This window comes from Exiguobacterium sp. s11 (assembly GCF_018619015.1).
GTDB classification, from domain to species: Bacteria; Bacillota; Bacilli; order Exiguobacteriales; family Exiguobacteriaceae; genus Exiguobacterium_A; species Exiguobacterium_A indicum.
In genome coordinates, this window is the sequence record NZ_JACSNF010000001.1 from 196,298 (window position 1) to 223,005 (window position 26,708).

Sequence of the window (26,708 nt, forward strand, 5' to 3'; positions counted from 1 at the left end):
TGGTGTCTCCCCCACTTAAAGGAGGACGAACACGATGCAACACTGGAAAATGAAAGAAATCATGGTCATGATGATGCTCGCCGTCGCTTGCGGCGTCATCTATCTCGGTTGGTCAACACTCTGGTTACCGATATCTGCAATCTTCGGACCAGTCGGTGCCAACTGGATGTTTGGGATCTGGATCATCGCGAGCCCGCTCGTCGCAGCAATCATTCAAAAACCAGGTGCTGCCCTCATCGCGGAAATCGTCGCGGCAGCCGTCGAGCTGTTCACGGGTAGTCACTTTGGCTTATCGGCTCTACTGATCGGGGTCTGCCAAGGACTTGGTGCGGAACTCGTCTTCGCGATGACGCGTTATCGCCGTTATGACACCTGGACATTGATGTTATCGGGTGTTGGAGCCGCAATTGGTAGCATCGTCTATAGTCTGATCGCGAACGGATTCGGTTACTACACGACGACGACGTTGCTTGCGACAACAGGTTTACAAATGATTAGTGGTGCATTACTCGGCGGCTTGCTTGCAGCGATTCTCATCCGTCGCCTTGTTGCGACCGGTGTCTTGAACGGGTTTGCGGCAGGACGTGCGAAACGGGAAGTCGCATGATTACTGTCGACGATCTCAGCATCCGCTATCCCGGTCAGATGAAATCGGTGCTCAATCATGTATCGCTGACGATCGAACACGGAACGACCCTTCTGCTCGGACGCAGTGGGAGTGGCAAGACGACACTGCTTCATGCCCTAGCCGGACTGACACCGGAGACGATCGAAGTCGAACAGACTGGTACAGTTACCCGGTCCGGTTCGGTCGGAGTCTTATTTCAAAATCCAGAAGAACAGTTCTGCATGGAAACGATCGGACGCGAAATCGCTTTTAGTTTAGAAAACCGGTCGATTCCACGCGAAGAGATGGAGGAACGCATTGAACGCTTACTCGCACTCGTTGGTCTCCCTCTCCCCTTCTCGACACCAATCGCGAGTCTATCCGGGGGGATGAAACAACGCCTCGCGCTCGCCGCGGTCCTGGCACTTGAGCCGACGATTTTATTACTAGATGAACCAACGGCTCAGATTGACCCGATCGGGCAACACGAGCTGATGGCGTTGATCTTTCGGATTCAGAAAGAACATGATTTAACGATCGTCTTGATCGAGCACCAACTCGATGTCTGTTTGCCGTATGTCGATCAGATCATCTTACTTGAAGACGGATCGGTGACTGCAACGGCGCATCCGCAGGATTTGTTCCCGCAGGGGTATAAAGAGCTTCAATCGAAAGGGATCGCTGTTCCCTCTTTGTATCCGTACACGTTAGAGACGTTACCCATAGATGGACCACAAGCAGCGCGACTTCACGTGCTTCCTCCAGTCGCTACAGCAGGCACTGCCTTGTTACACGTCGCTGCATTATCGACGAAAGCACCTTACCCGCTGACCGATGCGACATTTTCCCTGAAGACGGGAGAATGGGTGATGCTGCTCGGGGCAAACGGATCCGGGAAAAGTACGTTGCTTGCAACACTCGGGCGGTTGCTCTCGCATCAAGGAACATATCGGTTCCAGGAACGTCCGGCTCAGCGTTACTCCCGGCGACGCTTTTATGAGCATGTTGGTTATGTCTTTCAACAACCGGATCTGCAGTTTCTCAAACTGACAGTCGAAGCGGAAATCGACTGGAGTCACCGGGCAGCGACGAGTGATGAGCGCACAGCGTTGCTCGAACGGCTGGAACTCGCATCTGTCAAACAGCAGTCACCGCTTGCGCTTAGTACGGGGCAACAACGAAGGCTCAGCGTCGCGACGATGCTCGGGCAGTCAAAGGATGTGTTGTTGCTCGATGAACCGACGTTCGGACAGGATGGATTGACGACGCGGCGGCTCATGGAACAGTTGTTGACGGAACAACAAAACGGAACGACACTCGTCATGGCAACACACGATATGGAACTCGTCGCCCGATACGCGGATCGTGTCCTCGTCATGGAGCAAGGGCGGATTGCTTTTGACGGGCGTCCGAGCGAGTTATTCGCTGACGTTCCGTTACTCGAACGCTGTCAGCTACAACGTCCACTTTCGTACCAATTCCAGGAGGTGAAGCGCAATGCAGACAAACGCGTCACCGTTCGCTAAACTCAATCCTGTCATTAAGGGGAGCGGATTGGTTTTGATCATGTTTGCCTTGATTGCAACGAACGACTGGGTCAAGACGTTGGTGTTCCTGAGTTTTGCTATCGCTCTGCTACTCCTCTCCGGGTGGGGTCCTCGCGATTTCTTGAAACGACTCGCACCTTACAGTCTATTATTCTTATTGACGTTCTGGATGATGGCAGCCTTCGGCAAAGGAACGAATCCTCTATGGTCGTTTGGTTGGTTTCATGTCACGTCGGAAAGTGTCATGCACGGCTGGTTACTTGCCTTACGGATGGCAACGTTCGTCTGCTTAAGTTTCGCTTTCGTCACGACGACCGATGCGACCCGGTTCGTGATGAGCTTAATTCACCAGGCAAAGGTGTCGCCTCGCTTCGCGTATGGGTTCCTTGCCGGGATCCGCTTTCTGCCACAACTGGTCGAAGAAGTCCGCGTCTTACGGCGAGTCCGAATGATTCGGAACGTGCACAGTCGCTTTCCTGGTGATGCGTTCCTATCAATCGGCTTACCGCTCTTCTCGCGATCGATCCAGCGGGCAGAACGGATGGCAATCGCTTTCGAAGCCCGTCATTTTTCAGTGGAACGGACATATTATGAAGTGCCAGTCGTTCAGCGCCAGGATATTATCTACCTCGTGGTCATCCTCCTGTTTATCAGTCTTGTCTTTTGTCTATGATTACCGCCACCCGTATCCGGGTACATTCTAGCAAGACAGATTGAAGGAGAACGACATGAAACGAATCCTCTTGATTGGTGCAGGGCACGCTCATCTGCATTGCATTACCAATGGACCAACAGAAGACGTCGAGTGGCTGATTTTAAACGCCTCGACGTACCAATATTACTCGGGCATGTACTCCGGACTTGCTGACGGAACATACGACATTGATGAGATCCGTATCGACGTCGCCGTCTTATGTCGCGCCTATGATAAACAATTCATCGAGGAGACCGTCATCAAAATCGACCCCGTTGAAAAAGTCGTCTTCGGTGCATCCGGCAGACACTATACTTATGACGTCGTCTCGACGAATATCGGCTCGTTCGATTGGTCGGAAGATACGACACGATTATCGATCAAACCGAACTACCGGTTACCGGATACATTAAAGCGTCTGCAACAAGCAAAGCGTCCAGTCTTGATTGGAAGTGGTGCAGCGGCCGTCGAGATGGCGGCGTCCTTGAAAGTGGCGGATGTGCCGATTACACTGATCACGGATCCCGAGTTGCTTTCAGGACACCCCGCAGCGGAAGCCATTAAACGACGCTTACAAGAACTCGATGTTCATTGGATTCGAGAACGGCCACTGAACGAGGCGTCTCCTCTCCGCTTTTCACATCACCCACCAATCGAGCCAGATGCCATCATCCGCTTGACGGGTGCGAAAGCTCCGGCATTGTTTGCGGACAGCAAGCTCTATACGGAAGACGGATTTCTACTCGTCAACGAACAGCTGCAAGCGCTCGATGATCCAAGTCTGTTTGCTGCGGGTGACGCGGCGACCCTCGTCGCTTATCCCGATATTCCGAAGAATGGTGTCACAGCTGTCCGACAAGCACCGATCTTACTGGCAAACCTCTTACGGTACGTCCAGGAAGAGGCATTGCAAACCTATCGTCCGCAAACGAACTATTTGACGATTTTATCGATGGGACCACGGCATGCGATTTCAATGTATGGCAATCAGTATTCGACTCACCCGTTCGGTTGGTACCTGAAGCGCTGGATCGATCAACGGTTCATGCGGAAGTATCGCCCATAAAAGCGTGCGCCGGCGCACGCTTTTTCCTGTACACAAAAACAAGCCATGGATGGGTGTCCATGGCTTGTTGGATTAGACGGTTTGATTTCCTTTGACGTACGAGAGTAGCGTTTCGTTGAATTTCTCTTGTTCATCAAGCAACATGCCGTGTCCACTCTCTTCGAAGACTTCAAGTCGTGCCTGTGGAATTTCCTTTTGCATTTCTTCCGCGAACTCGAACGGACAGACTTGGTCTTTTTTACCGTGGATGATTAACGTATCGACTTTGATGTCTCCGAGTTTTCCACGTAGGTCTTCGTCACGTAAGGCGATTGCTGACTGAATCGTACCGTGGGACGAAGCGGCGATACTAAGTCCATGGAACCATTGTTGAAGTGGTTCTGGATGTTCCTTCGCAAAGAAGATTTCCCCGAATCCTTTGAGCATCGACGGACGATTCTGTTTCGTGTCGGCAATCAATCCATCGACTTCTTCTTTTGTCATCCCGTATGGATAACCGTCGCGTTGTGTAAAGACAGGAGCTGCGGCTCCAGCGAGGACAAGCTTACTGACTTTTGAATCCCCGTAGTGCAAGAGATAGGACAAGGCGATTCCTCCTCCCATCGAGAAGCCGAGCAACGTGACATTCGTTAATTTCAGCTGTTCTATGACTTCATTGACATCGGACGCCATCGTCTTGTAATCGTATCCCGTTGCCGGCGCATCTGATTTACCATAACCGCGATAATCGATCCCGACGTAACGGTATCCTTCTTCGACGAGCAGATTCTTTTGATACTCGAACATGTTGTTGTTTGCCGGCCAGCCGTGTAAAAAGACGACCGGTTGACCCGATCCGACATCCTCGACATAAATTTTCGTGCCATCAACTGCTTGAATGAATGTACCCATCATAAAACCCCCATAGTAATAGATTGACCGTGCATGCATCTATTATTCCCGAGTCAAGAGATGACAAACATCTTGATGTCAAAGTGTAATAGAAAATTCTGTCTATTCTAGAAATTATGGTAAAATATAGTCATTAGGATGAAGGAGGGTTTTCATGAGACGCTATATACATACCGGTATTCTCGCAGGCGCAGTCCTACTTGCCGGATGCGGTAAAGAAGAATACCTAGACCTTACATATGACGCCAATTACTGGGGGGGTATTTCGACTACCTTTGATGGGCAAGAGATACCGGATCTCCCGAAAAAACAAACGGCTGCTTTGTTGAAGGGTTGTCAGCAAAAATCTGACATGAAGCGCTTACCTGACCGATACGTGCAACACGAAGGATTCGATTTGTATTTCCTTCCTGCAAATATCCAAGGGCGTGAGTTCCAACACGTTCGTTTCCTATCAGACGAAAAAAAAGACTATCTGGCCTGTCAGCCGATACGCCATGCGGATTATGCGGTCCATCAGATTAAACGAAGTGATTATCCATTCGTCGATTGGTCAAAACAACCGGTTAAAGCTAAATCGACGATTGTCCGCTTTAAACCTGTACCAAAAAAAGTAATGGATCAGCAAAAACAGGAAAATGAAGAAAGTAAGCAATCGAAAGAGATGGGACATTACCTCTTCCCGTCCTACCAGCTGTCCTTACCACCGGAAGGTCAATTCGTTCTTTTCATGAAAGACAAAAGTAAGGACGACGAACAAACACTCTTTGAGACGACCGAATCCCTATCCGGTTCCGAATTGAATTTAGCTTTTCGTGTCATTCCGAATAGTGGTTTGCAACATACATCAATCGAACTAATGACCAGTGGTGATCGTATCGGAATTCCATCCGTCATTCAAGATCATGTGATGGGGCAATCGTATCAAATCGAACGAAAACAACTTCCTGATACACTTTCAGTGGGACAGACGGTTCCTTTTGCGACTGTTCGGAAGAAAGAAGAAGGCAAAATCATTCAGGAAACATCGATTTATATGCGTCTCAATCCGACTTACGAAAAACCCGCGAATTACAAATACGTATTCTTTGATACATCGCCAACCAGCTATGTCGGTTTTATCCATCAATCACCGAAACAGCTCGTCGAGATCGATTATAAGTTTGTCTCGGCAATACCGGATAAATTAGCGAAAAAAATCGCTCAGGAATTAAAAGAGACCGATGTCATGGAGCCACAGGGCACGAAACTAAATCAGAAAAAATTAACATTGATGCGCCAAGGAAAAAGCCAAACGTTCGAGCTATTTGAACGCAAACGCGCCAAAAAGCTTGAAATCTATGTCGTCAAAAAGGGAACAAAGAACGGTGCTAAGCTGTCGGGTACGACAAGTGAAGCACTCAGTGAGGTGCTTAACAAATGAACAAACGTTACTGGATCGGACTCACACTTGCAGCAACGCTCGCGTTAAGCGGTTGTCAAAGTGATGCGCCGAATTTCAAATGGGATTACTTATCGAAATTGTATGATGGAGCGCGGTTTAAAGGCAAAGAACCTCCGAAGATGTTATCGGAAAAGGAAATGAGTGTCATCATGGAGGAGTGTCGATCAAAAGCGGTAAAAGCTCCAAAAAATTATTCTTACGGTGACACGTTCTCCGTCGTGATGACGGCACCATTTGAAGATTACTTAGGACAAATGGCTCGTTATGTCCAGTCCGGAGAACAAACATATCTGTATTGTCAGAATATGGCTGACAGCGAGTATCACCTCTTATCAACCAAACAAGATGTCTTCGCGAAAACGAAGCTGGTTGAACATCCGAACGAGTTAGAAGTCCATCCAGACACCATTAAAAAAGAGGACTGGTTCTCACGTGATGATAACATCATAAACGGTTCTGTTCGAAAATTAGCGCTACCTGGATCAGGTTACCTGGTGATGAAAGCGACTGATGTAACGAAAAAAGACGAACGAAAGACATTCGTCGTCTATGCAGAAGCCCTTACTCCCTTTACTGAAGATACGAAGCTTTATCTGACGTACAATGAGAAATATAATGAGAATGACGATATATCGTATAACTCCTTTGTACGCATACCGCAATTGATCAGTGGACAGCAGATGGAGACGTCGATCCATGCGATGAAACAGCCCGGAAAAGTCCGCTTCATTCCTGGTGACGGCACACCGGAACATTACGGCACGCTTATCGCAACAGAAAAAAACGGAGGCCAATTCCGCTACGAATTGTCGATTCAGCACACGATGGAACGTCCGTCTGAGCTTGCTCGACAGGACTTATCGGAAGAAGATGTTTTATCAACTATCAATGACATAACACTCTTCCATCAAAAGCAGTTCAAGCATTATCTTTATGATCAAAGCGATTCTTCTAAAGATCGTCTTAAAGTCGAAGATACGATCATGATGACGAGTGATGAGTCCGGGAAATTGCAAAAAGCAATCAAGACAAGTGAACAGGCTGACGTAAGAGGAAAACGGGCGAAGTGGAAATACTTGACGTTCCGAAAAGGAGTGAAAGGACAACAATACGAAGTTTATCTCGATAAGCGTGTCAAAAAGACCGATATTTACTTGAAGGATCCGAAACGTGACGTGTCGGTTCATCTTTCGGCGACAGGTCGTGACATCATTCTCTCCTTATTTGAGCTATACGAAAAATGACTCACACCATAAAGATGAGATGTTGGAGCAAGTAAATCAAGGAACACCAGAAGATGAAAGCAACCCCCTCGCGTAACCACTCTTTACGCGTCAACGGTTCACGTAAAAAGGACACGCAAGCAAACAGCAAGACGAAGAAGTAGAGATAAATGAAGCCACCGCTCGTCAAGAAACCAAAGAGCAGGATCATACCACCGAGGACGGACAGGCTAGAGACGACAGGTTTACGATAGACCATGCGGTGTCACCTCGTTTCATCTAGTTTGTTAAAGTATACCCAGATTACGGAAAAACAATCTAATCTATCATTACAAACAACACCCCTGAGAGAAATCTTCTCAGGGGTGTTAGTATTTATTCCACGACGGCACTGTGATCAGCGACGATCGCATATTCCGTAACGGTATTCGACGTCACAAGCGGTTTAACTTCGGACGTTCCGTTATCCCGCTTATGGTGCACGCCTTTGTACGCTTGACTCTCTTGCCATGCATGAAATGCTGCTTGATTCGACCACGTTGTCATGATCGTGACGATGTCTTCTTCTTCCTGACTGATATCGACGAGGACTTGCATCCGGTGGAACCCTTCCATCCGTTCAATTCCTTTCGTCGTCTTAAAACGTGCCGCGACCTGATCTGCCGCACCTTTGACGACGTGTAACTGGTTCATGACGATCCACATGTTCTTCTCCCCCTTTTTCGTCTTCAGTATACTAGAAGTCACGGGTCGTAGAAAACACGGATGCGTTATCGCTTGGTAACGTCAAGCGTTGGATCGTCTCTTTTCCGTCTACGCTCGTCGCGATCATCTCGAAATAGAGCGAATGCGGGAAGGCATCCGGTAACGGTTGGACGGTATGGAAGCGTTCCTGATCTGCTACCGACAAGGAGCGTTGCATCGGACGAAGGGGCGCTTCGCCATCAGCCGTCGTCTTATACGGCTCGAACCGGATTGATTTCATTTGTTTCGAACCATTCATGCCGTAGGCGACAAGGTATCGACCTTCGTCCGTCGTCAACAAACGACCTTCAAACCAATCCGACTCCCTCGTCTGTTTTGAGCGAATAATTCGGTCGATTCGTTGTGACTCATCGGTTTGTTGCAGGAGCAAAAACAAGCGGTCGTGCTTCGCTTCAAGATACGCGACGGCATAATGGTCAGACAGTCGTTCGACGAAGTAGACATCACGCGCTTCGACTGGTGTGTTTATCATCTCTGTATATAACTGGGCGACTTGCTTCGCCGTAAAGGAAACGGTCTCTTGACGTGGATGCATCCCCGTCAGCGTTCCGAGCACGAGACCGAACAATAAGATGAGGAAAAGACGCCGTTTCATCAGTCGACCTGTTTGACGAGCAGATGATAGCTCATCCCTGGTGGATAGTCATCGATTCGTCCGACTTCGACGAATCCTTGTCGCTCATAAAACGGGAGCTCTTGAAACGAGAACGTCTCGACGCGAATTCGCTGAACACCCGCTGCTCGTGCCCATTCCTCCAGTTGACGGAATAATTGGGTACCGAGCCCACTTCCCCGTTCCTCTTCGGCAACGAAGAACCATTCAATATGTAACCAGCCCCAGTATATTTCCCCTGAGATGCCGCCGATCGGTTGATCGTCACGCGTCGCAAGTAATGTGACGGCTTGTGTTCCCTCGGAGCGTTTCGTCGCATGAAGCGGTGAACGCTCGACATTATATTGACGCACTTGTTTTCGGAGCCAGTCCTGTCCGTCCTTATTTTCCTTGAGTTGAAATTTCAGCATGTCTAATCTCCTTTCTTGTTATAGTAGTAGTGGAGGTGAATCCGATGGAACCTACATTCCAGATTGATTGTACGAAGTGTTTTGGTTTATGTTGTACCGCACTCGCTTTTTCGAAATCCAGTGATTTTGGTCATGACAAACCGGAAGCAACACCGTGTCGTAATCTTGACGCCGATTACAGCTGCCGCATTCATGACCGGTTACGCGATAACGGCTACAAAGGCTGCACCGTTTATGATTGTTTTGGTGCCGGACAATATCTGTCACAGCAGACATTCGAAGGCGATGATGCACCTAAGCGACGCCAAGCGATCTATGCTGCCTTCCCAAAGATGGTTCATTTGTTTGAAATGATGTGGTACATAACCGACGGGAAACGTGATGTCACGCGTGACATCCACGATCAACTCGATGAGACGCTTGCCGCACTGACTCGGTACGCGGCATTACCAGCCGATCAATTTGAACGACTTGACTTGATACCGGTTCGTCAAACCGTTCGATCACTCCTTGAAATGATTGCATCGCGTGTTCAAGCTCAGTATAGCGGAAGACGCGACCAGACACCACGCGACTGGGTCGGAAAACAGCTACAAGGACGTAATTTCTCAGGTGCCAGTGTTCAGAATCAGTGGTTGCTCGCGACGAACTTGTCGCACAGTAACCTGCGCGGAGTCAACTTTCTTGGGGCTGATTTGCGAGACTGTAACGTCAAGGACGCCGATCTGACGGACGCGCTCTTTTTGACACAGGCACAAATCAATGCGGCAGTCGGTAATGCCGCGACACAGTTACCGCGTCGCTTACTCCGTCCGTCCCATTGGCGTTAAACAAAAGCGAACGATAAGGAGGCACGTTTTCGGTCGATTGATCCGAAAGCGTACCTCCTTTTGCTTGTTATCGTTTACCGAGCGTAAAGCCGTCAAAATAACGCCCACCGAATGGGGCAAGATAATCATCGACTAACGCGACGACTTCTCGTCGGTCATCTGATTGATAATACAACTCGAATGCCAGCGTATGTCGACTGGCATAGTCTTCGTCAAACTCCGCAAGAGCACGAATCGCCCACTTTCCTTGTCCGATGAAGCGACGATTGGCACGAAGGACGAATTCGATGCTCTGTTCATATAAACGTGATGCAATCGCTAAACCTTCCGCGCGGTTCGTCACACTCTCGAAGTCGTCGAGCATATCACTTAAAAAATAACGTGCGCGCTCTTGTTCCGAAGTCGTCCACGCAACAGGTCCGTCCGCCAATTGTTGAACGGCTTCCTGACGGATAGTTGCAAGTCGCGGATGATCCTCGATCGTCCAGCTGTCAGCAATCATTCGTTGCAGGGACGGGCGACCACGTTCCCGGTCACTCTCGAAAAACGGCTGGATCGTCTCAAAGGAATGGACGAATGCTTCGACCGGGACACCGTCATGGATGAACGATTCCCGGTATGCCTGACCTCGACTCACTTCAAAGATGATCACATCGACATCTGATTGAGCGGTCGCTTGCCCTCGCGTATGACTGCCGGCAAGTAAAATAGCGCAGTGATCCGGATAACGTGACGCAACGAGCGGCATGATCCAGTCGCACCACTCCATGCGTGTCTTAGTCTTCAACTTGTTCACCGATTCCGGAGAAGACGGCAAGTTCGTCACCCGGTACGGCAACGATCGTCGCGTCGGCTCGGTGTGGTGCGAGACCGATATCGATCGCCCACGATTCATAATATGTATCCGATCCGTTTAAGACGAGCGTTTGTCCGTTGCTAAACGTTAGGAATAAGTGGGGTGCCGTCTTTCCGATCCGGACACCGGTGATGCGTTCCGCGTGAAGCGAGACGATCAAGTGTAACATCTCTTCCTTCGTCGCATGGCGGACGACCCAGTCCTGTGTCGTCTCGACATCGCCATAAAACAGACGATCCGTCTCGATCCGAAGTCGTAGTTCAGGCGCAGTCGTATCGAACAAATTGATGAATTCGAGCGTGACGTAGCCTGCGACATGGACCGTCGCTAACTGTGTGCCGATGAAATAGGTCGTCAAGAGCTGACGGGCGAGTTGATGATCTTCTTTGTTCATGATGAGCACCTCATTTAAAAAGAATGAATGGTATCGGGATGAGTCCGAGAAACTTACTTCCACTCAATTTACCACAAATTAGTCGATCCGAACATGAGAAGAAAGGCATGTTTTCGGTTTTCTGCGGCACGGAGGTGAGAATACGGTATACTGATGAGGAACTGACGTCGATCGTGATCGACAGAGAGGAGCTCCATTCATGCAATATTTCTACATGAGACCCTATCCGGATGATCCAGACTGTTCTACGCAACAAGCGGAAGCCGACAAGATTGATGTGACGACACGTGTCATCGAGACGCATGATTCGGCCAAACGACGGACGGAATTAGAACAGATGCTCGAGACACTTCAGACGGGAGACGAAGTCATCGTCACGCATCTCTACATCTTAGCAGACTCGACGCGGCACTTGATCGAGATGCTCGAGCACATGGAGACACGCGGTGCGACGCTGTGGTCACTCCGCGAACAGATTCGGACGAGCGAGCGTGCTTCCTTGTCGTTTCTTGAAACGGCACGCCACCTGGTCCAGCTGCAAAGTGACGTCATCAGCATGTCGACGCGTGCCGGACTCTCAAAAGCAAAAGAACTAGGAAAGCAGACCGGTCGACCGCGGAAGCCGGATGAAAATGTCCGCCGCGCGATCGCGATGTATCAAAGTAAAAACTATTCGCTCGCTGATATCCGCGAACAGACCGGTATTAGTAAAAGTACGTTGTACCGATATCTCGAAAGCGAGACAATCGATACAGATAAAGGCTGACTCCATCATGGAATCAGCCTTTTTTTTAGCTATTTTGCTTTAAGGTGTTGCCGAGCCATTTTTGGAGGGCTTTTCCGCCTTCATAGAACGAGCTGTCTCGTAATTCATACGTATGACCGCCTTGTTCGATCAAGTCGAGGAACGTATTCCCGACGTCCCGGTTTTCCCATTTCCGCTGATCCGTCAAATACTTGAAACCGAAGTTACATTCGACGTTGAAGATGATGTGGAACGGTTCCTTGAACGATTGGACGGCGCGAATCATCTCGATCAAGATCATTCGTTTTGGTGAAGACGCTTCGAACGTATCGAACAGCGTCGTCCGGCGTCCGTGAAACTCGATGACGCGGATCGCGCGACCGGTATCCGCTTTAAAATCATAACTCGTCCGGATCGAGACGATGATCTCGCGTTGGTCTGGTTGTACTGGCATGGTGTATCGCTTCCTTTCTCTCGGTCGATTATAGCATGGAGCTGCTTGAATTTAATAGATGTCAACGACTCGGTCTTAAGAAGGATTGTCGTAACCCAAAATTTGTCTTATACTAAAATTACCAAATACATAAAGGAGCGTTTTCGTGAAACATCTATTTTCGATACTCCTCTCGGCGAGCCTCTTGTTCACGGGTTGCTACTGCACTCTCGATGAACGGACGGATGAGCCGCACTTCAAATCACGTGCCCGCTCCATCTCCTCGTATCATACCTTCGACATCGAATACGCGAAAGGACTACGGAAGGAGCAAGTTTCGAACCGAACAGTCACCGTGACGGATTCGAACGGTGAACGGATGCAAACGGAGATTGAAGTCCTTGACGGCAAAGAAATCCGAATCAAACCACCGCGCACTGGATACAAAAAAGGACGCCGCTACATCATCCACATTCGGGATTCGATAGACGCCCGCAAACAAGTCCATACGAATACGATTCGGGAACGAACCTTCACTGTCGACCGCTGACAGACAAGGTTCGTTTTTTTATTTGGATCGAGCAGGAAAGACGGTGTAACTCATCGAGATGACGCCATCGATCACGAGGACGAGCCCCCACAGTTGTAACGTCCGTAAGAGACTCTCCGTCTGCTCAGCATCTCCCAGCCAGAGAATCATCGCACCGAGTAACGTACCACCAATCAAAAAGGCCAGGATGTGTCGATAGAAACCGTTGCGTTCCCGTCGCGCACGCGATATCCGTTCTTTTGCTACGTGCTCTTTTAGGACAAAACGGCGGTAGACTCCGTCCGCCCAGGCAATCATTTGTTTCCCAAATGCAAGTGAGACGCCTATATAGATCGCAGCAAGACCGTGTGCAAGCGTTGCGGTACTGCCGCGACTTAAGTCAAACACTGTTAAGAGCAATAAGACGATATCAATGACCGGCGACATCGCCATCAATCGAAAACTGAGTCTTTCGCGCCTGAATCCATAACGCACGATCAGTCCGGCGACGATGAATACCCAAAATAAAATCTCACAACCGACGATTGCCCACGCGACGAGTTGCATATCAATCCTCTCCTTTTTAATACGACTGTATTATAAAGATAACATCACATTCGTCACTTGACTAGTCTTTTTAATACATTCGTGCTAAAAAAGATGATATACTTGAGACATGCCAAAACAAGTCAATCACGAAGAACGCAAACACCTCATCGCCGAAGCGACGTGGCGCACGATTTCTCAAGTCGGTATTGAACAAGCCAGTGTCCGGACGATCGCCAAGGAAGCGGGACTCTCACTGGGTGCCTTGCGATATTACTTCACGACCCAGGACGAGTTGCTCCGCTTCTCGATGGACCTCGTCCAAGAACGGGTCCAAGCACGCATCACAACCATTTTCGAGAAAGGAGGAACCCCGGAAGAAACGTTATGTGACGTTTTACTTGAGGTCTTACCTTATGCACCAGAGCATCAGCTCGAGATGCAGGTCTGGTTTCAATTCATGATGTCCGCGTATACGTCCCAAGCGACGGAAAATCCGGACGATATCTACCATATGGTTCAAGTACTGTTGACACAGATTCCGGACGGTACACTCCGCGCGGGCTTAGACATTGAGCTTGAGAGTGAACGGCTCGCAGCACTCGTTGACGGGTTAGCCTTTCATGCTCTGTTTCGACCAGAACGATTACCAAAAGAACGCCTGCGTCATGTGCTCGTCCATCACTTGAACGCCCTCTTCGTCCGTCCTTTAGCGATCGACGACAAATAACCCGCTGTTCCCTTTGCGCGCGAGGGAAACAGCGGGTTATTCATCGTCTTGCTTCTACGAGAATCAACGAGACGGAACGAATCAAGAAGAACGTCAAAAACGCTGCCCAGACGCCCTGATTTCCAAAAGTCGGTGTCAGCAGGAGGACGACCGCAAAACCAATGCCTGCTTGAATCATCGAATTTCGGACGGGTGTTGCTTCAACCCGTCCGGCAAAGATGCCTTCATAAATCATCGCCCAACCGGCGAGAAGCGGTAGGATGATGATCCAGAAGTAATAATCGCGCGCTGCGTCTAAGATCGCCTCTTCTGAAGTGAACAACTGTAGGAGCGGTGTCTCAAGGAAGAGGAGCACTAGTGACCAGAAGACGACCGAGTAGAATCCGAACGTCCGTGCCAAACGGACACTCGTCCGGTATCCTGCCTGATCCTGATTCCCTGTCGCCCGACCGACGAGAACGGTTGACGCATGACCGAGTCCACCGAACCAGTACGAAATCAAATACTGGATTTGTAACAGAATCGCGTTGGCTGCGAGGACATTCGGTCCGAATTGTCCTCCAGCACGTGTGAACCAACCGGTAACGAGTAGAAGGAAAATCGTACGAATGAACAAGTCACGATTGACTTGAAAGAATTGACGGTACGCGTGCCACGCCGTCAAGGCACGCCATTCATCACGTGTCATCGCCAAATGACCACGAATCAGGTACAGACTACAGACGACGATGCTGATCTCCGCGATGACGGTCGCAACCGCGATTCCAGCAACACCGGCATCCAATCCGTAGACGAATCCGATATCGAGAACGATATTGACTCCTGTACTAAACAATTGGACGAACAAGGCGTTCTTGACCTGACCGGTACCAATCAACCAGCCGAGTAACGCATAACCCATCAACACGAACGGTGCGCCAATCATCCGGTATGAAATATACGTCTTGACCGTATCAAGCAAGTCAACGGGTGGTGCCAGTAAGTACAGTCCGATTTGCTCGAGCGGCTGTCGGAACAACAGGATAAGCAGACCGATGCAGGATGCTAGAAACAACGGTCGGTAGAGGGACGTCCGTAAGGCGTGCACGTCATTCGCCCCGCTTGCTTGGGCACTGAATCCTGTCGTACTGACTTTTAAGAAACCGAACAACCAGTAAATCGTATTGAAGAAGACGGCTCCGACGGCGATGCCGCCGATCGCCCGCGGATCACCGGATTGACCGATGACGACGGTATCGGTTACACCAAGCAAGGGTGTCGCAATACTTGAGAGAATCAGCGGATACGCGAGTAACCAGTACGTTTTGTGCGTCGGTTGTGCGTTCACCATGTTCCGGCCTCGACGAATCGTTGGGTATACGCACCACCTGATTCCAATCGATCAATCAAATCAACAGCACGACCGTCACGTAAGACGAGTGTTTCCGAACAGAGACGCCGGATGAAGTCGATATCGTGCGAGATCAATACGAGACTGACACCAAGTGTCTGCTGCAAGCGTTTTAGTAGCTCGATGATCTGTGTGCGGGAGACGACATCAAGTCCCGTCGTCGGCTCATCCATCACGATGATGTCGGGTTCAATCGATATTGCGCGGGCGATCGCGGCACGCTGAATTTGTCCCCCGCTCAATTGATGGGGCAATCGATCGAATAACTGTTCCTCGACCCCGACAGCAAACGCGAGAGCTGTAATAAGATCCACTTCTGACGTCGCTGGGAAATGCCGCAAAATCGGACGATGCTGACGAAACGGTTCAAGAATCGATTCCCGCACCGTCCATTCTGGATTAAAGGAAGCGAGAGGATGTTGAAAGACGGCTTGAATAGCTCGTCGCTCGTTTCGTTGCCCACTCGGAAATACCTTTCCATGTAAGGAAATCAAACCATGTGTAGGTTTAAGCAGACCGAGGATCAATCGTCCGAGTGTCGTCTTGCCACTCCCACTTTCCCCGATGATGCCAAGTGACGCCTTTTTCGTTACGTGAAACGAGATATTCGACAAGATAGACTGACCCTTTATCTGATAAGTAAGATCTGTTACGGATAAGACTGGTGACATGAACTCTTCCTTTCTTCCAGTGACGTACGATGCGCTTGCATCAAGCTCATCGTGAACGGATGACGACTTTGCTCGATCATCTGTGGTGTTCCCGTCTCGACGATTCGTCCATTCTGCATTAAGACGAGTTGCTCCCCGTAATGTAAAGCAGGTCCTAATTCGTGGGTGACGAACACAATCGTTGCCCCGTACTGGTGTTGGTACTCGATCAACCAGTCGAGTAAACGACGTGTCAAGACGAGATCGAGTGCCGTCGTTAATTCATCCGCTAAAATCAACCGTGGTTTTAAGGCAACGGCAAACAGGATCGCGAACCGTTGTAATTGCCCACCGCTCAACTCTCCTGGATACCGATCCAACCAGGTCGGGTCCAACTCAAGTGTTCGCAAGACGTCATCGATGTAAGGATGATCCATCTTGCGCCCTTGTGCGCGATATGTATCCCGTAACATCTGACGCATCGTTAAAAACGGAAGAAACGCATCGGTATACTGCTGCGGTATGTAACCGATATCGAGACCACGCCGAAGAGGTTCGTCCGAGATGACTTCTCCCCTCGACGACATCCCGTCCGGCAATCGATCTAGTAATCGTTTCAGCAAGAGCGTCTTACCACTCCCGCTCGCTCCGACGAGACAAATGAATTGGTGAGCTGGTAGCGATAGATTCACGTCATGCAGAAGGACGTGTTTCGCCCGAACGTGTAAGCTCCGAATCTGAATCATTTACGTGTCCTCCTTTTTTCTTCATCCACCGTGTCCATCCCATCGTCGCGACGACGGTCAAGACGATGCACGCACCTGGCAAAAGCATGAGCCGGGGTGCCGAACTGAAATAAGGACGTCCTTCGTTCAACATCGCTCCCCACTCTGGCAGTGGTGCTTGGACACCAAGCCCGATATAAGAGAACGCCGATAAGAATAAGATAACTTTGCCGACATCCAAACTCATTAACACGACGACTTGCCGGATGATGGGCGGTAAGATGTGGCGTCGTAAGATCATTCTATTTGTTAACCCGTTGATGCGAGCCATGCTGATGTATGGTTTTTGAATCGTCTCGGTCACGAGTGTCTCACTTAATCGCGCGTAGGAGATCCATTTGATGAGTAAAATCGCAAAGATCAAACTTTGAGGACTAGCACCAAATAGTCCGGCAATAACGAGTGCTAGAACGGTGTCCGGGAAAATCACGAGACCATCTTCTAACCGATGAATCCACCGCTTGAGACGTCCATCATAAAAGCCAGCTAGACAACCAAGGCAGGTACCGATGCAGGCTGTGAGCAACACCGTAAGTAGACTGAAACCTAAGGATATCAAACCAGCTAAAAAAAGACGAGCTGCGAAATCTCGTCCTAAACCGTCTGTTCCGAGCAAATGTTCGAATGAAAGAGGCTTAAGTCTTTTCGCTACGTTTGTATTAAATGGATTAACGTATACGGTATATGAAATAAATAGTAGGATACATCCTCCGAAAATGAGCCATGTTTTTTTCATGTGTGTATTCCCTTCTGCCAATCTGGTCGTAACGCCCGGTTTAACGATCGGATACCTTGATGCAAGACAAAAATGATGCCTGTCGTCAGCAAGATGTAGCCTTGGATCAGTGGGTAATCGCGTTGCAAAATCGCATCGACCATTAATTTTCCGACACCTGGATACGCGAACAGAACTTCGAGGACGACGACACCCCCGGCAAGACTGCCGAGCGTCAGACCGAACACGGACAGGACCGGTTGCACACTGCCGCGTAACGCATAACGCCAAAGGATCGTCCGCTCGGATATCCCACGCATCCGTGCCAACTCGATGTACGGTTGGTTCAGTTCACGGCGTAGATTCAGTCGAATCAATGGAATATAGACGCTCGCAAGTGGAAAGCCGAGCGATAGAGCCGGGAGGACGAGTGACGTCATCCCTTCCCGTCCCATCACAGGTAACCACCCGAGACGGACGGCAAACAGATCGACGAGCAATAGACCGATCCAAAATCTAGGCACGGCCGCTCCGCTCATGCTGACAAGGTGGGCGAGACGGACGACGCTTCGGCGCGTCGTCAAGGCGCTACCGATTCCTAGGGGTAAGGCGATCAATAAAGCGATCGTAAGACCACCAAGTGCCAGCTCCGCCGTCACGAGATAACTCTCTAACAACATCTCAATGACCGGTCGTCCCGTCTGTAACGAGTTTCCGAGACGTAAGGTGAGTATGTCTTGCAGCCAACGGACGTACTGGACGAACAACGGCTGATCGTATCCTAATTCACGGCGCGCGGCCTCGATTTGTTCGGGCGTCGCTGATAATTCATCGATATTCAATAACGTCAAGACCGGATCACCCGGCAGTAACCGCAGCAAGACAAAACAACCGAACGTGATGAGTAGAGTGAATAGACTCAGCGACAGCAGTCGTTTGACGATCGAACGCATCAATCGGTCACCTGTAGCGTATTCGTGATCATGTAGTACTCACTTTTTTCTGTTTTCCATCCTTTGACGCGTTTGCCGTCGTAGGCAACGAGAGTCGATGGATGGAGGAGAAAACTATTATAGCGGCGTTCATCAACGTAACGGGCAATCTCTTCAGCAAGAATCGATCGATCCTCGACCTTTAACGTCCGGTTCAACGTCTCGATCTGTTTCGTCAACTTCGGATCCGCGACACGACTGAAGTTCAGTCCCCCGTTCGGATGATAGGTCGCGTTTAAATAATAACCAGCATCCCCACGCGGAGCTGTCAGATTGCTGTACGTCGCGATATCCCAGCCCCGGTTACTCGCCATGTATTCTTCTGGGACATCGATCTGTTTGATCGTAATCGCCACGCCAATCTTTTTCGCGTCATCTTGAATGACTTGAGCGATTAATGGAAGGTCTGGTCGAGCCCCATACGTCAATAAGGTCAGTTTTAAAGGGCGACTGTCCTTTTGCATCCGTCCATCTTGCTTCGTATAACCGGCTTGCTTGAGCCATTCCTCAGGCGTCTTCTGCTCTTGTTGCGGGTAATCCGGAGCAAATGGGAATGACGATAGGAACGGACCACGCGCTGGCACCGCATATCCTTGGAGGACGTGATTGACGAGCTCTGTTCGATTGACCAAAGCGTCGATCGCTCGTCGGACTTCAAGGAATTGCATCGGACCGTTGGCGACATTCATCGTCAACTGATGGACGCGGAACGTATCCGTCGCATGGACTGTCAATCCTTCAGACTTCAACTGCTTGACACTCTCGATTTCCGGACGATAGACGATGTCTGCCTGTCCGGCACGCAAAGCGTTCGTCCGTGCGCCAGCGTCTTCATTGAAGACAAAATCAACGGAATCAAGTTTCGCTTGTTCTTGCCAATAGGACTTGAAACGTTTTAACTCGACTTTTGTTCCCGGAGCGAACCGCTCGACTTGGAACGGGCCTGTTCCCATCGGTTCTTTCGTCACCCCTCTCGCCTTCGTGTCAATGATCGCTGTGTTCGGGTTGACGAGTTCCGAGATGAACTCTGGATACGTCGTCTTCGTTTGAATGAGCAGATCTGGTCCGTCCGTTTTAATCGTCTCGATGTTCAAGGCATTTTTGACACCTGGATTTTCGTCGATCGAGCGTTCGAGAGACGATTTGACGGCTGCAGCATCGAGTTGTTTCCCGTTATGGAACGTCACGTCTTCCTGTAAGACGATCCGCCATGTTCGCTTTCCTTCGTAGGACCATTTCTTCGCAAGCCACGGCTCGACCGTCAAACGTTCGTCATCAAGACGGACGAGCGTCTCCGTCACCCCCGCGCGAAGCGGAACATAACTGCTGTCCCGATGCGGATCGAGCGATTGTGTCGCGAAGTTATAGACGAACGTCAAATGATTTTGCTCTTGTGGCGTATCAGAAGCAGCACAACCGGCAAGGGTCAAACCGAGGAAGACACTACCGATGAGGCGCGCAGTTTTATATGTAGACATTGTTTCCCACCTTTAATTCGGAATAATTACGTTTTACATCATATCGTAATGATTCCGATTTAACAAGCGTCTTTTCTATTTCTCTATATTGAATTCGCCATCAAAAAAATACCGAATCAACAACAAGCGAACAGCTCGTGTGATCCGGTATCGATGTGTGTCATAAGACATTGACGAATTGTTTTGCCTGACGCTCGAGTTGTTTCGCTGAATCAGCCAATTGATCGAATTCACTGACTGTATGCTCGAGTTGACCCGTACTGTCCTTGACCTTAGACGAAATCCGCTCGATGCTGTGCGAAACGTCTTCAATCCGTTCAACAATCCCTTCAATGTTGTTCTTAATCTCCCCGATCGAGTGGGAAACTTTGTTCGACAGGTTACGGACTTCGGTCGCGACGACATCGAATCCGCGCCCATGTTCACCTGCACGTGCCGCCTCGATTGCCGCATTCAAGGCGAGCAGATTCGTCTGCGCTGCAATATCACGGATCGTCTTCACGATGTCGGTGATCGAGTTCGCATCCTTTCGTAAGGCAACAAGGCTCGACAGATTCTCGACGGATTCCGCCTCGACTTGTTGGACGGTCGCCAGCACGTTCAGACCATCCTGACGACCACTTTCCGATTTGACCGTTAAGAACGCGGATGTCTCGTTGAGTTCAGCCGCCATCCGTAAGACGTCCTGTTGGCGAATCGTAATGTCCGATGCAATTTTTGAAACCCCGACGATCCGGCGCCCATCATCTGAGTAGATCGGCATATACGTCGCTTCGAGCCATTTCTGTTGCCCATCGGCAGCCCGGCGTTCAATCTTGTCCTGATACGTAATTCCTTGCATCAATTTGCGCCAAAACAACTCATAATCCGGACTGTTGACGTACGCTGGAAAGCAAAGATCACGGTGGTATTTACCGATTAGCTCTTCCACTTCATACCCCATCGTCCGGGCAAACAACTCATTGACGTATGCGACTTTTCGTCGATCGTCAAAGCGAATGATTGCCAGATTTTGCTCGATTGCTCGAATGACTTGTGTGTCGGTGACGTGTGCTGCCTGTTCCTGCATCGACATGCCGATTCCTCCCTGGATTCAAACTCAAGGTCATAATGCTCCTATTGTCATATTATCCCTTATATCGACATGTTCCTGCCATTTTAAAATGTAATCTAGTAAATAAGATACGATTTTTAATACGCACTCCATCCACCATCGGCGACGACGATCGCCCCGTTAATAAAACTCGCCTCGTCAGACACGAGGAACAATGCCAATTTTGCGATCTCATCCGGCTGACCAGCACGTGGATTGAGTCCCATACCGAGCATCGCCCGTCCCATTCCGAATTCATTCAGGTTCGTCATCGATTGCCCGATGTTCGTCTCGACGGCTCCAGGAGCGATGCCGTTACACCGGATCCCCTCTCCGGCGTAAAAGAAGGCGGTATTCTTCGTCAAACCAATGACGGCATGTTTGGAAGCGGTATAGGCTGCTCCTGCTCGGGCACCGTTCAGACCGCCAATCGAGATGTTATTCAGAATGACACCACCTTTTACTTCCTTGAAATGCTTGACCGCTGCGCGCATCAGACGCATCGTTCCCGTCGTATTGACGGCGAAAACATGATCCCAGCGTTCATCGGAGATGTCTTCCACTCCCTCCATTCCGTCCATGATCCCAGCATTGTTGACGAGAACGTCCAGTTTGCCGTAAGCCTCAAGCGCTTGTTGGACGAGTTCTGTTGCTGCGTTAGGTTTGGCGATATCACTCGCAACAGCCATCGCTTCTCCGCCCGCTTCCTTGATGTCAGAGACGACCCGCTCGACGGTTTCCAACCGAATGTCCGCTGCGACGATCCGTGCGCCTTCTTGTGCAAACAATTTGGCCATGGCTTCACCCATTCCTGAGCCAGCTCCCGTGACGATGATCGTTTTACCTGTTAGTCGCATCATGAATCATCCTTTCGTTTATCGTGATACTAATCTATTCCCGAAAAAGGCTCTAGTTTAGTCAAACGTCGTGTCGATTCCATGAAAAAAGACCCGACGAGTTCGTCAGGTCCTGCAGTGAATGCGTTGCAATTGTTTCAATGCGACATCAACGTTGAGCCGGTTTCCGGATTTCTCCGATTCTCGGAACTTGCTCGGATCAAATAATTTAAATTGATGATTGATCCAGTTTTGTCGATAAATTTCGTGTGCTTGTTTTATGATTTCTTCGTCTGACAACTGTTTCATGTCTACTTCCACGCAGTCGAAATCATCTACACCGAACTCAAAACCACAGCATGGACAAATTTCGTTACTCCCCGCAAAGTGTTCATAATATGGTGGATCTTCAAGTTTATTGCATCCACACACAGGACAGATATAATACGGATCGTTTGGTTTCAAAGATACGATGCCTCCTTAGATAATGATCATTCTTATATCTATCGTAACCCATCCAACCGTTATTTTAGAGAGGAAGTCATGTTATGAATACATGAAAAAAAGACCCGACGATTTTCGTCGGATCTTTTGACTTCCTTATTGCAGTTCTCGGCTATTTTCTTCTTGTTCGTTGTTCGATTTATTTTTTGCTTCAAATTCAGCGCGTGTCATGACGTCCTCAACGTGCATGTTGACTTCGACGACTTCAAGTCCTGTCATGTCACTGATTGATTTTTTGATTTTTGCGACCGTCTCTTGGAAGATCGACGGAATGTTTTTACCGTATTCGACGATGACTTTTAAATCGAGTGCGACTTGGCGTTCGCCGACTTCAGCACCGATTCCTTTCGTGATGTCTTCCGAACTCCGGAGACGATCCGTCAGTCCACTCATGAATCCACCACTCATTGACAAGATGCCTGTCACTTCATTCGACGCGATTCCTGCGATTTTTTTGATGACTTGATCTTCGAACGTCAATTTATTCTCGCGTACTACTTCGTTTTCAGTTGTTGTGTTTACTTCGTTTGCCATTTGAAATCTCTCCTTTTGAATGTTTAGTTAGTAATATATGAATCAGTCCCGTTGAAAGAACTGAATCCACCCTTCGATATCAAGCGCACCATCGCGCCACTTCCCAATCAAGAATCCAATCGCTGCGAAGGCAACGATGAGGATCGTCGGACCAAAGCCAATCGTCAAGAATAAGATGGCGAGGATTAGACCGACAAGTCCTCCGATCAGTCGGAACCGATACGGATAAAGTGCTTCCCTTGTCTTCATGTTCCCTCTCCTCTCTTAGACGACACGTTCTGATGTTTTCGTTTTCGTATCACTGATCGTGACCTTCGTACTCGTGACCGGCAACTCGAGTAAGGATTCGACGGCTTGTTTAGCGCGTTCTTGAATATCCTTCGCGATCGTCGGAAGCCCCTCTTGTCCGAAGACCGAGCAGTCGACTTTTAAAGCGACCGTCTCTTTTTTCGAGTGGATGTCGGCATGGACACGCGGTGTCCGTACGCCACCAATCCCACGAATCGACTCCAGTGCCGTCCGTTCGATCGTTTCCTTCGAAATCGTGATCGTTCCGTCACCCGTTTGAATCAACAGACGTTGACCTTTTGAGCGGCTGAATAATCCTGTGAATAATAGAATGACGAATACGAATGCTAAAAAACCTCCAATGGATAGAACGGTATAGCTATACCATTGCTGATCCTGCCACTGCTCGATTAACGAACTGAGCCGTGGAACATCATACACACCGAGCACAAGCAGCCCTACACTGACGAGTCCGAGTATGCCTATGATGACGAGTAAGAATCGATTGAACCCATTCATCTGCACCTCTCCTTTACGATTGTTAACTTCTTTCACCTAGGTGATTCAACACATGAAATATTATGTGTATGATGTGTTTATTCCCGTTCATTCGAACCCGAAAAATTTACATACACTTCTGTTAAAATGTTCATATATTCTGATTATTCAGACTATATTTAGCGAAACAAGTGGATTATTTACTATATTTAACGAAAAAATACCTCTTCTATTCAAAGAAGAGGTCAACGATTCATTTATTTATCACTAAACATACATCCTGTCAATATATTTTTATCTTGCCTTTCATTTCACTTCAATCGGAAAGGCGAAATCGCCATCACCTTCTTTCCAGTCGGCTGTAATCTGGTAGACGTATCGTCCGGGAGTCGTCGGGACGGAAATCTTCCCGGTCTTCTTATACGTTTTAATTTCTTTTTTATCCTCGACCGACCATAGAACAATCGTGACAGACTTCGGAGTTGGCTCCTCTTAAAAGCGAATCATCAAGCGATCTTCAGGATTTGCTTGCGTACTCGGATCGCCTTTTACTAAATCGACGGCTTCCGACTTCGTATCAGCTACTTCTCCACGAAACATCCCTGACCAACTATAAGTGCCGGTATACACCTTCACGTCGCGACCTTCGATGGTTACAGTAGGTTCTGGTGGTTGATGCCGAAATGGATCAAGCGATAAAAACCATCCGATTGCCATTGCAATCACAATCAATCCAATAAAGAGATACCGTTTCATGAATAAGCCTCCTACACAATGTTTTCAAATCAATAAAAGCGGCAATACCTCTCAAGGAGTACGTTATTCAGAAGGAGGAGTTCAGATGATTCAGGATAAAGTCGTCATCATTACAGGAGCATCAAGCGGGATTGGGGAAGCAACCGCTAAAGAACTTGCAAAACAAGGCGCAAAACTCGTTCTTGCTGCACGCCGGGAAAATCGTTTGCAAGAACTCGTCAAAGCCGTTGAAGCAGAAGGTGCTCAAGCCGTCTATCAAGTGACGGACGTCACTGATCGCGAGCAAGTCGATGCACTCGCTAAGCTTGCGAAAGACAAGTTCGGCTCAGTGGATGTCATCGTCAATAACGCGGGATTGATGCCACTATCACACCTCCACAAGAATCAACAGGATGAATGGAATACGATGGTCGACGTCAACATCAAAGGTGTTCTCCACGGAATCGGAGCCGTCTTGCCGTACATGCGCGAACAAAAAAGCGGACATGTCATCAACATCTCGTCCGTCGCAGGTCACGAAGTCATGCCGTCGAGCGCCGTCTATAGCGGTACGAAATTCGCCGTTCGCGCGATCACGGAAGGTCTCCGCAAGGAAGAATCGGTCGACAATCACATCCGTGCAACGATCATCTCACCGGGAGCGGTCGATACAGAACTGAAGGACCATATCTCGGATGAAGAAATCAAACAAGGGATTGGTGACTTGAAAGCGATCGATGCGAGCGCGATAGCGCGTGCCATCGCTTACGCCGTTAACGAACCAGAAGATGTCGCGATCAACGAGATCCTGATTCGTCCAACGGCTCAACGTTAATTGAATGTAGAATTTATTAACAGGACCCCTCATTAGCCAAACAGCTAACGAGGGGTCCTGTTCTGTTTAGAGTAGTCGTTCCGCGATGAGCTGGTACGACTGTAATCGTTTTTCTTGATCAAAGGCATTGTTGATCAGTAAAAATTGATCCGTTTGATAACGCGTTGCTAAGACCTCTAGCTCACGCTCAACGACATCCGGTGTCCCAACAATTGCTCGTCGGCGATCTTTGCGGATCCGTTCTACTTGCACGTCATTCCAGACCTTTGCTTCTGTCGTCGTAAACGACGGAACGATCGAATTCCCGAGTCGGACGCCTTGAATCCAGGCATCCTGTGTTCGAGCGAGATGTTCTGCTTCTTCTTGTGTCGGAGCACAGATGACGAAGACACAGACGATGACGTTCTTCCCGCCTGCCTCGCGATATGTCGAGAGCGTCTCTTCCCAACGATCCGGATTGATGAAGTGACCAAACACGAGACCACGATCTTGTTCGGCTGCAATCCGCGCGCTACGTGGTGACAGACCCAGGATCGAGATCGGTGACGGTTTCCTGTCACGTGGTGTCGTCTTGACGATCCGGTATGGGTGTCGATTCGATAGACTGTCTGTCAAGAAGCCCACCGTTTCATCGACGAGTCGACTAAACTCCGCTGCCCGGTTTTCTTCTCCATCCGTCAACGCAAGTCGTGTCCGTTCGCTCCCGCCCGGCGAATTACCGATCCCGAGTTCGATCCGCCCCGGATAAAAGGCATCGAGCGTCGCAAAGCTCTCGGCGACTTTCAGCGGATGATACTGCGGCAACAACACGCCACCTGAACCAAGCTTGATTTTTGAAGTCTTCGCACCCATTCGGGCGATGAACAGTTCCGGTGCCGCACTGAGCAACCCGTTCGTATTATGATGTTCGGCGAACCAGTACCGTTCATAACCGAGTCGCTCGGCTTCTAAGACGAGTCGTTCCGTCGCTTCCATCGTCGCTTCGACCGTATCGCCCTCATGTAACGGCACTTGATCCAGTATTCCTAGTCGCATCACGCATTCCTCCTCTA

At 49.3% G+C, this 26,708-nt stretch carries 34 protein-coding genes; 11 read left to right on the top strand and 23 right to left on the bottom strand.

Annotated features, from left to right (window positions below; translation table 11 throughout):
* Positions 1-34: 34 nt before the first annotated feature.
* From KNQ12_RS01195 to KNQ12_RS01210, 4 genes are read left to right on the top strand one after another with little or no spacing between them, the layout of a single operon-like run.
* On the top strand, positions 35-607 hold the full coding sequence (locus tag KNQ12_RS01195; RefSeq protein ID WP_214745778.1) for an ECF transporter S component: 573 nt from the start codon (positions 35-37) through the stop codon (positions 605-607).
* Complete coding sequence (locus tag KNQ12_RS01200) at positions 604-2,133, top strand: ABC transporter ATP-binding protein (protein WP_251055685.1); 1,530 nt, start codon at positions 604-606, stop codon at positions 2,131-2,133. The genes KNQ12_RS01195 and KNQ12_RS01200 overlap by 4 nt, the downstream gene beginning before the upstream one ends.
* Positions 2,105-2,827, top strand: coding sequence for an energy-coupling factor transporter transmembrane component T family protein (locus tag KNQ12_RS01205; protein WP_214745782.1), 723 nt, complete (start codon positions 2,105-2,107; stop codon positions 2,825-2,827). Before KNQ12_RS01200 ends, KNQ12_RS01205 begins: the two co-directional genes overlap by 29 nt.
* A 55-nt stretch (positions 2,828-2,882) precedes the next feature.
* Positions 2,883-3,914, top strand: coding sequence for an NAD(P)/FAD-dependent oxidoreductase (locus KNQ12_RS01210; protein WP_214745785.1), 1,032 nt, complete (start codon positions 2,883-2,885; stop codon positions 3,912-3,914).
* Positions 3,915-3,986: 72 nt separating this feature from the next.
* Here the strand turns inward: KNQ12_RS01210 and KNQ12_RS01215 are convergent, their stop codons facing one another.
* A complete protein-coding gene (locus tag KNQ12_RS01215; protein WP_214745788.1) occupies positions 3,987-4,805 on the bottom strand; it encodes an alpha/beta fold hydrolase in 819 nt (272 codons plus the stop codon).
* Between the two features lie 154 nt (positions 4,806-4,959).
* Between KNQ12_RS01215 and KNQ12_RS01220 the strand changes: the two genes are divergently transcribed.
* Together KNQ12_RS01220 and KNQ12_RS01225 are read left to right on the top strand one after the other, a co-directional pair.
* On the top strand, positions 4,960-6,228 hold the full coding sequence (locus tag KNQ12_RS01220; RefSeq protein ID WP_214745791.1) for a hypothetical protein: 1,269 nt from the start codon (positions 4,960-4,962) through the stop codon (positions 6,226-6,228).
* Positions 6,225-7,493 (top strand): hypothetical protein, encoded by a 1,269-nt coding sequence (locus KNQ12_RS01225; protein ID WP_214745794.1) that lies wholly within the window; start codon positions 6,225-6,227, stop codon positions 7,491-7,493. The genes KNQ12_RS01220 and KNQ12_RS01225 overlap by 4 nt, the downstream gene beginning before the upstream one ends.
* Before the next feature lies 1 nt (position 7,494).
* On the opposite strand, the gene KNQ12_RS01230 is transcribed toward KNQ12_RS01225, so the two are convergent.
* From KNQ12_RS01230 to KNQ12_RS01245, 4 genes are all read right to left on the bottom strand, one after another.
* Positions 7,495-7,731: a hypothetical protein gene (locus KNQ12_RS01230; protein ID WP_214745798.1), complete on the bottom strand. Its 237-nt coding sequence runs from the start codon at positions 7,729-7,731 to the stop codon at positions 7,495-7,497.
* Between the two features lie 116 nt (positions 7,732-7,847).
* Complete coding sequence (locus KNQ12_RS01235) at positions 7,848-8,177, bottom strand: antibiotic biosynthesis monooxygenase (protein ID WP_058703391.1); 330 nt, start codon at positions 8,175-8,177, stop codon at positions 7,848-7,850.
* A gap of 31 nt (positions 8,178-8,208) precedes the next feature.
* Positions 8,209-8,832, bottom strand: a complete 624-nt coding sequence (locus KNQ12_RS01240; RefSeq protein WP_214745801.1) for a hypothetical protein — start codon at positions 8,830-8,832, stop codon at positions 8,209-8,211.
* Positions 8,832-9,260, bottom strand: coding sequence for a GNAT family N-acetyltransferase (locus KNQ12_RS01245; protein WP_214745804.1), 429 nt, complete (start codon positions 9,258-9,260; stop codon positions 8,832-8,834). Before KNQ12_RS01245 ends, KNQ12_RS01240 begins: the two co-directional genes overlap by 1 nt.
* A gap of 44 nt (positions 9,261-9,304) precedes the next feature.
* Between KNQ12_RS01245 and KNQ12_RS01250 the strand changes: the two genes are divergently transcribed.
* Positions 9,305-10,090, top strand: coding sequence for a pentapeptide repeat-containing protein (locus KNQ12_RS01250; RefSeq protein WP_214745807.1), 786 nt, complete (start codon positions 9,305-9,307; stop codon positions 10,088-10,090).
* A gap of 67 nt (positions 10,091-10,157) precedes the next feature.
* On the opposite strand, the gene KNQ12_RS01255 is transcribed toward KNQ12_RS01250, so the two are convergent.
* Together KNQ12_RS01255 and KNQ12_RS01260 are read right to left on the bottom strand one after the other, a co-directional pair.
* Positions 10,158-10,985 carry a nucleotidyltransferase domain-containing protein gene (locus KNQ12_RS01255; RefSeq protein ID WP_251055686.1) on the bottom strand — a complete coding sequence of 276 codons (828 nt, stop codon included), beginning with the start codon at positions 10,983-10,985 and terminating at the stop codon, positions 10,158-10,160.
* Positions 10,867-11,340, bottom strand: a complete 474-nt coding sequence (locus KNQ12_RS01260; RefSeq protein WP_029341746.1) for a hypothetical protein — start codon at positions 11,338-11,340, stop codon at positions 10,867-10,869. Before KNQ12_RS01260 ends, KNQ12_RS01255 begins: the two co-directional genes overlap by 119 nt.
* Before the next feature lie 199 nt (positions 11,341-11,539).
* Between KNQ12_RS01260 and KNQ12_RS01265 the strand changes: the two genes are divergently transcribed.
* Complete coding sequence (locus KNQ12_RS01265) at positions 11,540-12,106, top strand: recombinase family protein (RefSeq protein ID WP_214745810.1); 567 nt, start codon at positions 11,540-11,542, stop codon at positions 12,104-12,106.
* Between the two features lie 25 nt (positions 12,107-12,131).
* Here KNQ12_RS01265 and KNQ12_RS01270 read toward each other — a convergent pair whose 3' ends face one another.
* Entirely contained in the window at positions 12,132-12,539 is a 408-nt protein-coding gene (locus KNQ12_RS01270) for a hypothetical protein (RefSeq protein WP_023468357.1), read from the bottom strand.
* A 145-nt stretch (positions 12,540-12,684) separates the two neighbouring features.
* Here KNQ12_RS01270 and KNQ12_RS01275 point away from each other — a divergent pair, with 145 nt between their 5' ends.
* Entirely contained in the window at positions 12,685-13,068 is a 384-nt protein-coding gene (locus KNQ12_RS01275; RefSeq protein ID WP_023468358.1) for a hypothetical protein, read from the top strand.
* 18 nt (positions 13,069-13,086) lie between these two features.
* Here the strand turns inward: KNQ12_RS01275 and KNQ12_RS01280 are convergent, their stop codons facing one another.
* Complete coding sequence (locus KNQ12_RS01280) at positions 13,087-13,614, bottom strand: hypothetical protein (RefSeq protein ID WP_214745813.1); 528 nt, start codon at positions 13,612-13,614, stop codon at positions 13,087-13,089.
* Positions 13,615-13,723: 109 nt separating this feature from the next.
* Here KNQ12_RS01280 and KNQ12_RS01285 point away from each other — a divergent pair, with 109 nt between their 5' ends.
* Positions 13,724-14,323, top strand: coding sequence for a TetR/AcrR family transcriptional regulator (locus KNQ12_RS01285; protein WP_214745816.1), 600 nt, complete (start codon positions 13,724-13,726; stop codon positions 14,321-14,323).
* Positions 14,324-14,363: 40 nt separating this feature from the next.
* On the opposite strand, the gene KNQ12_RS01290 is transcribed toward KNQ12_RS01285, so the two are convergent.
* The 13 genes from KNQ12_RS01290 to KNQ12_RS01350 all read right to left on the bottom strand — a co-directional run bounded on the left by KNQ12_RS01290 (position 14,364) and on the right by KNQ12_RS01350 (position 24,842).
* Complete coding sequence (locus tag KNQ12_RS01290) at positions 14,364-15,653, bottom strand: MATE family efflux transporter (protein ID WP_214745819.1); 1,290 nt, start codon at positions 15,651-15,653, stop codon at positions 14,364-14,366.
* The gene (locus tag KNQ12_RS01295; protein WP_214745822.1) at positions 15,647-16,384 is read right to left on the bottom strand and encodes an ABC transporter ATP-binding protein; all 738 of its coding nucleotides are present in this window, start codon (positions 16,382-16,384) and stop codon (positions 15,647-15,649) included. Before KNQ12_RS01295 ends, KNQ12_RS01290 begins: the two co-directional genes overlap by 7 nt.
* A complete protein-coding gene (locus tag KNQ12_RS01300) occupies positions 16,363-17,109 on the bottom strand; it encodes an ATP-binding cassette domain-containing protein (protein WP_214745825.1) in 747 nt (248 codons plus the stop codon). Before KNQ12_RS01300 ends, KNQ12_RS01295 begins: the two co-directional genes overlap by 22 nt.
* Entirely contained in the window at positions 17,057-17,707 is a 651-nt protein-coding gene (locus KNQ12_RS01305) for an ABC transporter permease (RefSeq protein WP_214775389.1), read from the bottom strand. The genes KNQ12_RS01300 and KNQ12_RS01305 overlap by 53 nt, the downstream gene beginning before the upstream one ends.
* 173 nt (positions 17,708-17,880) lie before the next feature.
* Entirely contained in the window at positions 17,881-18,816 is a 936-nt protein-coding gene (locus tag KNQ12_RS01310; RefSeq protein ID WP_214745831.1) for an ABC transporter permease, read from the bottom strand.
* A complete protein-coding gene (nikA, locus tag KNQ12_RS01315) occupies positions 18,816-20,333 on the bottom strand; it encodes a nickel ABC transporter substrate-binding protein (RefSeq protein ID WP_214745834.1) in 1,518 nt (505 codons plus the stop codon). The genes KNQ12_RS01310 and nikA overlap by 1 nt, the downstream gene beginning before the upstream one ends.
* 160 nt (positions 20,334-20,493) lie before the next feature.
* On the bottom strand, positions 20,494-21,408 hold the full coding sequence (locus tag KNQ12_RS01320) for a methyl-accepting chemotaxis protein (protein WP_251055687.1): 915 nt from the start codon (positions 21,406-21,408) through the stop codon (positions 20,494-20,496).
* A 116-nt stretch (positions 21,409-21,524) separates the two neighbouring features.
* Positions 21,525-22,283, bottom strand: coding sequence for an SDR family oxidoreductase (locus KNQ12_RS01325; RefSeq protein ID WP_214745837.1), 759 nt, complete (start codon positions 22,281-22,283; stop codon positions 21,525-21,527).
* A 105-nt stretch (positions 22,284-22,388) separates the two neighbouring features.
* Positions 22,389-22,727 carry a hypothetical protein gene (locus tag KNQ12_RS01330; RefSeq protein ID WP_214745839.1) on the bottom strand — a complete coding sequence of 113 codons (339 nt, stop codon included), beginning with the start codon at positions 22,725-22,727 and terminating at the stop codon, positions 22,389-22,391.
* A gap of 135 nt (positions 22,728-22,862) precedes the next feature.
* On the bottom strand, positions 22,863-23,300 hold the full coding sequence (locus KNQ12_RS01335; protein WP_214745842.1) for an Asp23/Gls24 family envelope stress response protein: 438 nt from the start codon (positions 23,298-23,300) through the stop codon (positions 22,863-22,865).
* 42 nt (positions 23,301-23,342) lie between these two features.
* Complete coding sequence (locus KNQ12_RS01340) at positions 23,343-23,549, bottom strand: DUF2273 domain-containing protein (protein WP_035397250.1); 207 nt, start codon at positions 23,547-23,549, stop codon at positions 23,343-23,345.
* A 15-nt stretch (positions 23,550-23,564) separates the two neighbouring features.
* Complete coding sequence (gene amaP / locus KNQ12_RS01345; protein WP_023468372.1) at positions 23,565-24,107, bottom strand: alkaline shock response membrane anchor protein AmaP; 543 nt, start codon at positions 24,105-24,107, stop codon at positions 23,565-23,567.
* A gap of 471 nt (positions 24,108-24,578) precedes the next feature.
* Positions 24,579-24,842 (bottom strand): hypothetical protein, encoded by a 264-nt coding sequence (locus tag KNQ12_RS01350; protein ID WP_214745846.1) that lies wholly within the window; start codon positions 24,840-24,842, stop codon positions 24,579-24,581.
* Positions 24,843-24,927: 85 nt separating this feature from the next.
* Here KNQ12_RS01350 and KNQ12_RS01355 point away from each other — a divergent pair, with 85 nt between their 5' ends.
* On the top strand, positions 24,928-25,656 hold the full coding sequence (locus KNQ12_RS01355) for an SDR family oxidoreductase (protein WP_214745849.1): 729 nt from the start codon (positions 24,928-24,930) through the stop codon (positions 25,654-25,656).
* A gap of 66 nt (positions 25,657-25,722) precedes the next feature.
* Here KNQ12_RS01355 and KNQ12_RS01360 read toward each other — a convergent pair whose 3' ends face one another.
* Positions 25,723-26,691, bottom strand: coding sequence for an LLM class flavin-dependent oxidoreductase (locus KNQ12_RS01360; protein ID WP_214745852.1), 969 nt, complete (start codon positions 26,689-26,691; stop codon positions 25,723-25,725).
* Positions 26,692-26,708: the final 17 nt, after the last annotated feature.